This is a genomic window from Delftia sp. ZNC0008 (genome assembly GCF_000799035.1).
Classification (GTDB): Bacteria; Pseudomonadota; Gammaproteobacteria; order Burkholderiales; family Burkholderiaceae_C; genus Comamonas; species Comamonas tsuruhatensis.
This window is the reverse complement of sequence record NZ_JTKZ01000659.1, coordinates 1-11,960: the sequence shown is the minus strand read 5'-3', so window position 1 is coordinate 11,960 and position 11,960 is coordinate 1. Positions and strand designations below refer to the sequence as shown.

8 protein-coding genes are annotated in these 11,960 nt (G+C 64.9%); all 8 read left to right on the top strand.

Annotated features, from left to right (window positions below):
* The first annotated feature begins 91 nt into the window (after nt 1-91).
* The 8 genes from L995_RS31470 (at nt 92) to L995_RS21670 (ending at nt 11,829) form a co-directional block, all read left to right on the top strand.
* Nucleotides 92-5,356, top strand: coding sequence for an RCC1 domain-containing protein (locus L995_RS31470; RefSeq protein ID WP_231574500.1), 5,265 nt, complete (start codon nt 92-94; stop codon nt 5,354-5,356).
* A 48-nt stretch (nt 5,357-5,404) separates the two neighbouring features.
* The gene (locus L995_RS32230) at nt 5,405-5,581 is read left to right on the top strand and encodes a hypothetical protein (protein ID WP_231574499.1); all 177 of its coding nucleotides are present in this window, start codon (nt 5,405-5,407) and stop codon (nt 5,579-5,581) included.
* Nucleotides 5,578-7,335, top strand: coding sequence for an ATPase, T2SS/T4P/T4SS family (locus L995_RS21695; protein ID WP_047473669.1), 1,758 nt, complete (start codon nt 5,578-5,580; stop codon nt 7,333-7,335). The genes L995_RS32230 and L995_RS21695 overlap by 4 nt, the downstream gene beginning before the upstream one ends.
* Nucleotides 7,332-8,201, top strand: coding sequence for a type II secretion system F family protein (locus L995_RS21690; protein ID WP_047473668.1), 870 nt, complete (start codon nt 7,332-7,334; stop codon nt 8,199-8,201). Before L995_RS21695 ends, L995_RS21690 begins: the two co-directional genes overlap by 4 nt.
* Nucleotides 8,202-8,211: 10 nt before the next feature.
* Nucleotides 8,212-9,144, top strand: a complete 933-nt coding sequence (locus L995_RS21685; RefSeq protein ID WP_047473667.1) for a type II secretion system F family protein — start codon at nt 8,212-8,214, stop codon at nt 9,142-9,144.
* A complete protein-coding gene (locus tag L995_RS21680; RefSeq protein WP_047473666.1) occupies nt 9,144-9,530 on the top strand; it encodes a DUF192 domain-containing protein in 387 nt (128 codons plus the stop codon). Before L995_RS21685 ends, L995_RS21680 begins: the two co-directional genes overlap by 1 nt.
* A gap of 110 nt (nt 9,531-9,640) precedes the next feature.
* Nucleotides 9,641-10,852 carry a hypothetical protein gene (locus L995_RS21675; RefSeq protein WP_052195846.1) on the top strand — a complete coding sequence of 404 codons (1,212 nt, stop codon included), beginning with the start codon at nt 9,641-9,643 and terminating at the stop codon, nt 10,850-10,852.
* A 59-nt stretch (nt 10,853-10,911) separates the two neighbouring features.
* Nucleotides 10,912-11,829 (top strand): TadE/TadG family type IV pilus assembly protein, encoded by a 918-nt coding sequence (locus L995_RS21670; RefSeq protein ID WP_047473665.1) that lies wholly within the window; start codon nt 10,912-10,914, stop codon nt 11,827-11,829.
* The last annotated feature ends 131 nt before the right edge of the window (nt 11,830-11,960 follow it).

The window sequence follows — 11,960 nt, the reverse complement described above, 5'->3', positions numbered from 1 at the left end:
GGTCTTGCCACCCCAGGTCATCGTCACCTTTGGCCCCGCCCCGGTGGCCGTGCCTCTGGGGCCGTCGCACCTGTTTTTAGCCTTGGGCGTGATGCTGCTGGCACTGGTTCTGGCCCGCATGGGCAAGCTGCGCGGTTCAGGCGCCTTGCCGTGCATGGCCGCCTTGGCGGTGGCTGCCGGGTTGTTGGGCATGGATACGGTGCGCGCGCAGCTTCCGCAGCAAACGCTCGATCTGCGCCGCAGCCCCGCAATGCTGCAGATACAGCCAGGTCAGAATAACAGCGTGCTGGTACGCAACAAAACAGGCCATCCCGTGGTGCTGAGAAGCATTGGCCTGGGCGATGACAGTGCCAACGAATACAGCATCACCACGACCATCTGCAAGCCAGGCCTGCGGCTGCAGAACGAGGCGAGTTGCGCCGTGGAGGTGACACACACCACTAGTGGTGGTGGCGGCGGTGGCACCGGAGGAGGCGGCGGCGGTGGTGGCAGCGGTGGCTTTATCGATAACCCGCAAGGTCCTGACGATTTTGCCGACCGCGCCCAAGCGCTGGCCGACGGAGACTCGCGCCTGCCCCCCAGCACGCCCGAGCAACTCGAACAATCCTTCAAGACCGACAAAACCCCCGGCAGCGCCGCGCGCAGTCAGCGCCTGCGGCGAAATCACAGCCTGGTACTGGCGGCCGTCGATCCCGAACCCCGCTGGCACAAAACGCAGATCAGCACCAGTTTTATCGTGGCCGAGCCGGGCGGCAGCTATGCGGTCGAGCTTGCCAGAATCGACCCGGCAGGCCAAAGCCTGGGCCCGTTGCGCAAGGCCGATCAGGCGCGGCTGCGCTTTGAGCTGCGTGTGCAACAAAGCAGCGGCACAGTTGACTACGTGCCCGCGCATACCCACAAAGACTACCTGCGCTGGGACGACGCCAACCCCGGCCGCTTGCGTATCGGCGTGCCAGCCGGCATGCAAAAGGGGCGCCTGCTCATCGGCATTCGTCCCGACCTGGGCGACAAGGGGCAAAACGCCATTGCCGAGCGCTGGAGCGTGCCGTTGGTGGTTGAGGTATGGCCCAGGCGTGCGGGCGTACGGCCGATCGAGGTGGGCCGCATCCTCTACCCGGCCCGTTTCAGCGAAGGCATACAGCCCAGTCCAGGCAGCGCCTTCAGCATGCCCGAGATTGCCGAGCACCTGCGCCAAGCCTATGCCGCGCTGCCGGGCGCAGTCCTGCTCAAGCCGCTGGTAGTGGCGGGCGCCGGCCTGGCCGAAGGCCAGCTGGTGGATGCACGCATTCCGCACCCCGAAGGAGGCAGCTACCCCTACGGCGGCAGGGTGCTGCGCGTGGTGGAGGGCAGTGGCGGACAGCAACTGGCCATTCTGGACTTTGACCTGGCCGCCACCTATGAACTGCTGCCGGGGGACCCGCTGGTGAGGGAAGGGGTCATGCCCGAGTTTGTCACCTACCGCCAGGGGCCGTCGCAGCAGGCCCCAGGGGACATGAGCGAACCCGAACTGGAATACTTTGGCCCCGAGGAGCGCAGCGGCATCAAGGCCCGAGAGGCCTGGCAGGACGGCAATGTACTGGCGCAAGCCAAGATCAGCGTGGCCCCCAGCTGCAATGCCAGCGGCAGCATGAGCCTGACGTTCACCCCCATATTGCAGATTTCGCCGCAGGTTGACGTGGGCATCGAATACACCGTCGCGGCCAACGGTACCAAGGTGGAATGCTCGGCCAAGATCGATGGCGCAACAGATATTGTCTCCTCGCTATCCACGGGGCTGCCACTGGCGCGTCTGGCGTCGCTGGTGGGGATTAAGCTCGAAGCCGGCCCCTATGGCGAGGCCAAGATCGGGCTGACGCCCAAGTCCGACACCGGGGTGGCGGTGTTTTTCAGCCAAACGGGCCAAGTGAGCTATCGCGGCGGCATGGCATCGCCCCAAGTGCAGATGAGCGGCGGTGACGCCGCCAGCGGCAAGGGACTGGACGGCGCGCCCTGGGGGCTGGACGTAGGTCTGGGCAGCGGTGTGGGCGTGGGCGTGGCGCTCAAACTTGAGCCTTTCTCCCTCTTTGGCGGCACCTTTCAGGTGGTGAGCCTGGAGGCCAAGGCCGAACTGGGCATGGGCACGGCGGTGGACAACCGCAATGCGGCGGCGGTCAAGCAGTGGAGCGATGCGTCGAATGCATCGTTCAGCCTCAAGCCCGAGGTCAGCGTGCTGGCATCATCAGGTTTTGTGGATTTTTTGAGCTTCCTGGGGCTGAAGGCCGAGGTGGGCGCAGGCGTTTCCCTCAAGCTCATCGATAGCAAAGTAGAGGCTAACTATGCCATCCAGGAGGTAAAGGATGCAGGCGACGGCACAGGCTCGGTGTCATTCAAAGAACTGACGCTGCCGTCGGTGCTGAAATCCATTTTTGCCGGCAGCACTGCGGGCTATGCCAGCCTGCAGAACAGCTCGGTATACAACGACCCCACCGGCAACATCACCTACGAACTGGACGAATGCGATACCCGGGGCGGCACCATCAGCACGCCGCTGGTGGCCTGCAAGGGCGGCCTGTTTTGCGGCAAGGCCGAAAGGAATGCTGATTTCTGCAAGGCCACCTGGGTGTCGCCGGTGATGGCATCGGCCTATGTGGGCGATACGGCCAGCGCCACGGGCACAGCTGGCACCCAGGGACCGGCAAGCGTCAATGCAAGCCTGGCCGGCTCGCCGCTGCGGCCGGCGCCAGCCGTGCTCACGCTGCCCGGTGGCGGCCGCCAAAGCTTTAGCGCCAGCGCGGCATGCACCGCGCGCGGCGTAACCCAAGGCAAGATACAGCTATCGGTAGGCGGCAAGGTGGCGGATGAGCAGCCGAACACCTTGGTATGCAACTGCGAGCCGGGCAGCAAGGACTGCGACCGCACCTGGGCCTCGCCCCATTTGGTGACGGCCGACGGCCTTGCCTACGACTATGTGGCCAGCGGCGACTACATCCTGGCGCGCGTGCACGATGCCGATGAAGAGCCAGTGCATGGGTTTGAAGTACAGTCCCGTTTTTTGCTTGGCTACGACGTTTCATGGCCGCAGGCGGCAGCCATGCAGGTGGGCAATGATGTGGTGGAAGTGCGGGCAGTTCCGTTCGCTCCAGCGGGAATGGAGTGGGCCGGATATGTCAACACGCTGGAGCTGCATGTCAATGGGCAGCTGTTGGCAAGCCTGAGCGACGACGGCTTTTGGAACGGATTGCGCCGCACACGGGTGCAAAACCTGCCGTCTGGCGGACTGGTCTATTTTGATGATTTTGCCGGACGTGGCGGCGGTGCCTATTGGGTGCCCCGCGCCGTCACGGTGCTGTGGCCGCAGAATGGCCCGTTTGCGGAATATGCGGTCAAGCTATCGACGCCGTATTTTGAACAAGGCACAGCCAAGGCAGACAGCTTTTCGCTGATAGAGGTTCAGATCATCCGGCCGGCGGCGGCGCAGGGCGCGGCCCGGGGCATGCTGGGCAACAACGACGGCAGCCCCGGCAACGACCTTATCCGCCGCAATGGCGAGGTGCTGGCGCATGGCAGCACCTTGAGCTGGACGGCGCTGTATGCGCTGTTTGGCGGCGACTGGCTGGTCAAGCCGCAGGAGTGCTTGTTTGGCAGCGGCTGCATGGCCCAGCCAAGCTTCCCAGAGAAGGCCGTGGTGTTGAGCGACAAGCAACGCACATCGGGCGAAATTGCTTGCGCGGGCTTGAAGGGCTACTACCGCGAAGCCTGCATCCACGATGTGGGCCTGTCCGGCTCCATCGAACTGATCAAGCATTACTACGCCAATACCGCAGATCTGAACGCCATGGCCGACAAGCTGGTGACCCCCGGTGTGGATCTACCGATGTATGTGCTGTCGTCCATGGGCGCAAGAGCCAGCCTCCCGGATTACCCCGGCAGAGGCTTTCGGCAGGCGTACCAGGTGGCGCACCAAAGGGGCAAGGGCCAGTTCATGCTGACGATTCGACCGCCACGCGACGCTTCGGCTTTCTTTAGCGCAGGCAGTGCCGGTGCCTTGAAGCAAAGCTTGGCGGCAATAGACGGTCTGGAGGTTTCGGTGGATGTGCAGTGCGAAACGCCCGACCCTGCCTGGGCGAAATTGGGCAATGCCTGGGCGCGCCATGGTGCCGTACAACTGTGGGCCGTGGACCCACTGTCGGGGTTTGCATCGCGCTTGCTGGGCGAAAAGTCGCTTTTCTGTGGTGACGCAGGCCAGGGCAGCAGGCTGGTAGCGGGGGAAACGCATTCTTTGATCCTGAATGGTGAAGGTGTGCTATGGGTCTGGGGTGGGAACAACCTCGGTCAGTTGGGCGATGGCACGAGCACTGAGCGAAACCGGCCCGTGCAGATGGACATCGCACCGCTGGACGGCAGCAAGGTCGTGGCGCTTGCTACACGCAGCAACCACACTCTGGCGCTCGATAACCGAAGCCGTCTATGGGCCTGGGGTAGGAACTACGCCGGTCAGTTGGGCGATGGCACGAGCATCGATCGAAACCGACCGGTGCAGGTGGACCTTGCACCGCTAGATGGCAACGAGGTCGTGGCAGTTGCTGCAGGCGACAACTTCACTCTAGCGCTCGATGAGCAAGGCCGTCTATGGGCTTGGGGCTGGAACTCCGGTGGTCAATTGGGCGATGGCACGACCATAGATCGAAACCGGCCCGTGCAGGTGGGCCTTGCACCACTGGACGGCAGCAAGGTCGTGGTGCTTGCAGCAGGCGCCGACCATATTGTGGCGAACGATGAGCAAGGCCGTCTATGGGTCTGGGGTCTGAACTCCTACGGCCAACTGGGCGATGGCACGAACGCCTATCGAAACCGGCCCGTGCAGGTGGACCTTGCGCCGCTGGATGGCAGCAAAGTCGTGGAAGTTGCTGCAGGCGGCTCCCACACCCTAGCGCGCGATGAGCAAGGCCGTCTATGGGCCTGGGGTGAGAACTCCTACGGTCAGTTGGGCGATGGCACGACCATAGATCGAAACCGGCCCGTGCAGGTGGACCTTGCACCGCTGGACGGCAGCAAGGTCGTGGCGCTTGCAGCAGGCACCTTCCACACTTTGGCGCTCGATGAGCGAGGTCGTCTATGGGCCTGGGGTTATAACCACGACGGTACGTTGGGGGATGGCACGACCGTAGCTCGAAACCGGCCCGTGCAGGTGGACCTTGCACCGTTGGATGGCAGCAAGGTCGTTGCGTTTGCAGCAGGCAGCTACCACACTTTGGCGCTCGATGAGCAAGGTCGCCTATGGGCCTGGGGTCTGAACTACTCCGGTCAGTTGGGCGATGGCAAGACCGGACGTCGAAACCGACCTGTACAGGTCGATCTTGCGCCGCTGAAGCCGTAGCAGCTCACCCTGGACTCAGAGCAATCGCCTTTGTCTCCCCTCAGGCGCGTGTCCCCCGACATCAACGCCCCAGTCCTCCAAAGCCTGCCTGCAGGCAGCCTGCTGCAAGTGCTGCCCCAGGCCCCGCAGGCCCAGTTCTCGGCCGTGCGCATCAATGACCGGCTGGGCTGGGCCGAGACCCAGTGGCTTTCTCCCCTGACCTCCGCAACCGGCAGCCCCCCATGATCGACCTTGAAATCATCCACCCCGACGGCCGGCGCCAGCCGTTGAGCGTGCCCGATATGTGCTCCATCGGCAAAGGCTCCCAGTGCGAAGTCCGCCTGGACAACTGGCGCCTTGCCAAGGAGCATGCACGCCTTTTCACCAGCCCCTCGGGCGTGCTGATCGACGACGCAGGCAGCTTCGGCGGCGTGCTGGTCAACGGTCAGCGCATCACCGCCCAATACGGCCCTCTGCAAAACGGCGACCTCATCGGCATTGGCCCGTTCCAGTTGCGCATCCTGAACAGCGGTGAAGAGCCGCAAGCCGCGCCTTTTCCTGTACCGGCCGCAGCGCATGCCGCCACCACAGCGCCCATGCAGAGCACACAGGACACGGCGCTGGCAGTGCCTGCCGACGCGCCCGAGCCTGCGGCAGCCGAGCCCGGGGAAGCCCACTTTCAGGCGCTGCAATTCGAATGGCGCAAGCGCCTGCACACCAAGCTCATCGACACCATGGACCTGCGCCGCCATGACGTCTCCAGCATGTCCGACGAACACCTGCGCGCCGAGGCGGACCGGCTCATCGCCAGAACGCTGCAGGACATGGACGACGAGATACCGGCCCAGCTGGACCGCAACGCGCTGCGCAGGCAGGTTCTGGACGAGGCCGTGGGGCTGGGGCCGCTGGAGGAATTGCTGGCCGACGAAACGGTCAGCGAAATCATGGTCAACCGCTTCGACGAAATCTATGTCGAGCGCGCGGGGCGCCTGCAAAAGCATGCCCTGAGCTTCACCAGCGATCGCGCCGTCATGGGCGTGATCGAGCGCATCGTGGCACCGCTGGGCCGGCGCATCGACGAATCCTCGCCCATGGTCGATGCACGGCTCAAGGACGGCTCGCGCGTCAACGCCATCATCGCGCCGCTGGCGCTCAAGGGCTCCACGCTGACCATCCGCAAGTTCGCCAGGCGCAAGCTCAATGCCGCCGACCTTGTGCAGTTCGGCGCGCTCAGCCCGGCCATGGCCGACTTCCTGCGCATCTGCGTGGAGGCCCGCAAGAACATCATCGTCTCGGGCGGCACGGGGTCTGGCAAGACCACGCTGCTCAACATCCTGTCCAACTTCATCCCGTCCGGCGAACGCGTGATCACCGTCGAGGACGCCGCCGAACTCAAGCTGGCCCACGAGCACCTGATCAGCCTGGAGTCGCGCCCCGCGAATGTCGAAGGCAAGGGCGGCGTGCCCATCCGAGAACTGGTGCGCAACACCCTGCGCATGCGCCCGGACCGCATCGTGGTCGGCGAATGCCGCGGCGCCGAGGCGCTGGACATGCTCCAGGCCATGAACACGGGCCATGAGGGATCTCTGACCACGCTGCACGCCAACACCCCGCGAGACGGGCTCGCCCGGCTGGAGACCATGGTGCTGATGGCCGGCATGGAACTGCCCTTGGCGGCCATACGCGAGCAGATCGCCAGCGCCGTGGACATCATCGTGCAGCAGACCCGCTTTGCCTGCGGCACACGCCTGGTCACCCACATCTGCGAAGTCAGCGGCATGGAAAGCGGAAAGATCCAGCTGCAGGAGCTGTTCCGCTTTGCCAACAAAGGCTATGCCGCCCAGGCCAACGGCCTGGCCAAGGTGCAGGGCCTGTTCACCGGCTGCGATGTCGTTCCCCACTTCTACGACGAACTGCGCGCCAGCGGCCATGCGCTGGACCTGGATATCTTCCGTCCGGGCTCCGAGAGCGCGGACCTGCATGCCGGAGAGCGGCCATGAGCGGGCTCTCGCCAGACACCGTCCTGGCCCTGATCACGGCCGTGGTCGCCCTCTGCGTCGGTCTGCTGACATGGCTGGCCTTGGACCTGGGAGGCTCCACGCTCAGGCGCTACCGGGCCGGCTTCACGGAGCGCGCCGGCTTTCAGGCCGCGGAATTCTTCCTCTTCATCGACCCGCGCAAACTCTTCCTGGCCAATCTGGCAGTCATGTCGCTGGGCGGCGTCCTGGTGTGGCTGGTCAGCGGCAGCCATCTGCTGGCGGTGCCCGCCTTCTTCGCGCTGGGGCTGCTGCCCCGGCTGCTGTACCGGCACATGCGCAAGCGCCGGCTGCGCAAGTTTGAAGAGCAGTTGCCCGATGCGCTGATGATGCTCAGCGGGGGCCTGCGCGCTGGCCTGGGCCTGAGCAGCGCCATCGCCCAGCTTGTGGCCGAGTCCCGCCCGCCACTGAGCCAGGAGTTCTCGCTGATGCTGCGCGAGCAGCGCCTGGGCGTATCCCTGGAACAGGCGCTCAACCACCTGAGCCTGCGCGTGCCCACCCAAAGCACGGTGCTCATCACATCGGCCATGCGCATCGCCAGCGAAACCGGTGGCGGCCTGGCGGAAACCATGGAGCGCACCGCCTCCACCGTGCGCAGCCGGCTGCAAATGGAAGCCAAGATCGGCTCCCTCACCGCCCAGGGAAAGCTGCAGGCCTGGGTCGTCGGCGCCCTGCCACTGGTCCTCATGCTCATCCTCGACCGGATGGAGCCTGAAGCCATGTCCATGCTCTGGCACTCCCGCGTGGGCTGGGGGGCGCTGGCCGTGATCGCCTGCTTCGAGGCCATGGGCATCTATGTCATCCGAAAGATCGTCGCCATCGACGTCTGAAGGCCGCACCATGGACTCCAACACCGTGATACTCGCCCTGATCGCTGTGGCAGCCGGACTCAGTGCTGCCCTGGTGGCCTGGCTCCTGGGCCACTCGATGAGCAGCGTTCCCGCCGAGGACCGCAGCTACAAGGATCCGCCGCCACTGGCCCTGCGCATGGTCTGGTGGCCCATCCAGTGGATCAGCCACCACCTGTCGCCCCGGCTCGGAACGGGCAGAACCGCGCAAGCCGTGCAATTGCGGTTGCGACAGGCGGGACTGGACTATGCGCTCAGTCCTGCGCAGTTCATCGCCAGCCGCATCGTCGGCGCCGGGGTGGCCGCGCTGGCGGCCTGGTGGCTGGTCTCCAGCTTCGACGGCCTGCCCCGGGGCGCCGATGGCGGTACACGCCACATCGCCCTGCCCATCTATCTGCAGGCCATGGCCGCAGGCGCACTGCTGGGCTGGACCTACCCCGCCATCTGGCTCAGGGATCGCATCGCCGTGCGCCGGCGCGAACTGCTGCGCATGCTGCCCTTCTTCCTGGACATCATCACGCTGTGCGTGGAAGCCGGCCTGAACATGCAGGGCGCCATGACCCAGGCCGTGGCCAAAGGCCCCCAGGGACTGGTGCGCGACGAATTCCAGCGCGTGCTGCGCGACATACGCGCCGGCAAGGCGCGTGCCGAAGCCCTGCGCGGCATGGCCGAGCGCCTGAACGAACCGAGCGTCGCCAACTTCACCTCCGCCGTGATCCAGGCAGAGAGCATGGGCATGAACCTCGGCCCCGTGCTGCGGGCGCAGGCCGATCAGCGCCGCTCCGAACGCTTCATGCGCGCGGAAAAACTCGCGATGGAAGCGCCCGTGAAGATGCTCTTTCCACTGATCGCCTTCATCTTTCCCTGCACCTTCATCGTCTTGCTGTTCCCCATAGCGATGAAGCTGCTGAACTCGGGACTGTGATGCAGATGCCGCCCTCCCCCTTCCTGGTGCGCCAGGCCTGCGGCTTCTGGCAGCGCCTTGCCGGCCTCATGGGCCAGGCCCAACCCGCCGCCCGCTGCGCATTGCTCATCGCGCGCTGCACCAGCGTGCACACCTGCTTCATGCGGCAGGCCATCGACATCGTCTACCTCGACCGGCAGGGCCGCATCACCGGCCTGCGCCCTGGCGTTGTCCCCTGGCGCTTCAGCCGGGGCGAACGCGGCAGCAGGCATGTGCTGGAGATGCGTGCAGGTGCCATCGCCTGCCAGGGCCTGGTGCCGGGCATGCAGTTGCAGCCCTGGCCCATCGAAGGTGCCGGGGCTGCGCTGAACGTCTGCGCCTTCACCCCTGACGGGTCCAACTCCTAATGCAACGCCGAGGAGGTGCCCACACAACGCATTGCCCAGAACACACCAAAGTGAATTGCCAGCCGGCCCTGCCGGCCTTCCTCCACTACGCATTGAAAAAACCGACGGACATGCACCATCCATCCATCACCTCTCCCACAGACCACGGTGCCACGCACACGCGGCTGACATACCCAGCATCCTGGCTGCTGGCCTGCGCCGCTGGCCTGGCCCTGACCGCCTGCGGTGGCGGCTCCGGCAACGAAGGCGGCACGGGAGACCCAGGCCCCGGAGGCACCACCAGTTCCGGCGTCTTCATCGCCCCCTCAGGCCCGCTGTGCACCAAACTCAGCAGCACGGGCAACTGTCTGCAACCCACCTCATCGGCCATTGAGGAGTCTGACCTGATCAAACTCATCATCGACCCCGACAAACAAACGCCGCTGATCGATTTCAGCGGCATGGGTGTGATCCACAACACCACACTCACCTATAGCCAGCAGCCGGGCCAGGCCATCGAAAGCAGTTTCATCTACAGCTCCTACGGCATGGCAAGGCGCGACTTCCAGGTCGGGCGCAACACCTTCATCGTGCAGGGCAGGCAGTACCCGCAGGTCACGCACTACCCGGAGGCGGGCCAGAGCCACTACAAGAACATCAGCGGCGATGCAGGCGTCATCTTCCTCGTAGGACCACCGGACCAGCATGAGGAAGGCATCTGGGGCACCACCTTCTCGGAAGGCCAGAACCTCAGCATGGTCGGCCGCATGCCCAACATGCGCAGCGAAAACACCATCTGGATTTCCGCCATCAGACTGCTCACCGACCAGAGCCAGGCGCCGAGCGAGCCGACCGTGACCTATATCGGCAGTGTCAGCACGCTGGCCGGCACGGCACAACGGCTGGACCCGTACACCACCGACATACTGGACACCGGCGTCAACTACGAGGCGGAATTCAATACCGCCACGGGCAAGCTCACTGGCGTGAAGATCGACCACATGGATCCCGTCAGCCGGAGGCGCACGGTGATGGAGGTGCCCGAACTGACGTTTGTGAACTCGCAGTTGGTCCCTGACTCGCGCAGCCAACGCATCAACGTCGTGCTGGAAGGCCCTGCGAGCGACGTCCGCGCAGATGCCCCCCGGCCCGACACACCCCTCACCCGGCAGGACTACACCCTCGATGGCCTCGAAGGCGAAATCACCGGCAAGCACGCCGAGATCATCCACATCCTCGGCGCTGGCCCCCAGGGCACCATGCAATTGATGCTGATGCGCAAGGACAAGGCCGGACCGGACGTGCCCATCCACATCCCCCTGCCACACCCAAACAGGCCCTGAAGCATGGCCAGCGGGTGGATACAAGCCCGTCCGCTGGCCGCAAACCTGCAGGCATCCTCATGCGCCAGAGCACCTCATACCGCAGGCCGCGCCAGCGCGGCAGCGCCATGGTCGAGTTCACCGTGGTCGGCCCCATCATCACCCTGCTGGGGCTGGCCCTGCTGCAGTACGGCCTGGTTTTCTTCAACAAGAACCAGATCAATCACGCCAGCTTCATGGCCGCCCGCGCGGGCACCATGGCCCATGCGCGCATGGACGATATCCGCGAGGCCTATCTGCGCGCCATGGTTCCGCTGTATGGCGGTGGCAGCAACAGCACCGAACTGGCGGATGCCAAGACAAAGGCCAAGGCCGACCTTGAAGGCCACCTGCGCATCGACCTCATCAACCCCACGCGCGAGAGCTTCGACGACTGGAGCGCTCCACACCTGAAGCAGAAATACGGCGTGCGAGCCATTCCCAACGCCGGCCTGGCACACCGGGACAAAAACATAGGCAACAAGTCAGGCCAGAGCGTGCAGGACGCCAACCTGCTCAAGATCCGCGTCACCCACGGCTACGAACTCAAGATCCCGCTGGTGCGCGGCATCTACCAGCACTACCTGCGCTGGCTGGACGACGGCAGCGACCCCTTCCACACCGAACTCATACGGCACGGACGGCTGCCCATCGTCGCGCAGGCCACCTTGCACATGCAAAGCGACGCTATGGAAAGCGATGCCACGGTATCCATCCCCGACACAGGCAACAAGGGCAATCCGCAGGACCCAGGCCAGCCCGATACATCGGAACCCGGTGAACCGCCCGATTGCGAAACCGTGGGCTGCACCACGGTCGGGCCGCCGGGGCCGGGCGATGAGGGTGAAGAAGACGGTGACGGTGACGGAGATGGAGATGGAGGCAATGAAGGCGATGGCGATGGAAACGACAAGGATTGCAAAGGGGCCGAATGCCCCAGTTGCGAGGGGAAAGCATGATGCTCACTAGGACGTACCTCATTCAGTTGCTGCACAGCGCCCTGCTGTGCCTCGCTGCACTGCTGGCCCAGGCCACGCCCACCCTGGCGACTGCCGCCCCCAACCTGGGCGGCGGCTCCAGCAAATGCGAC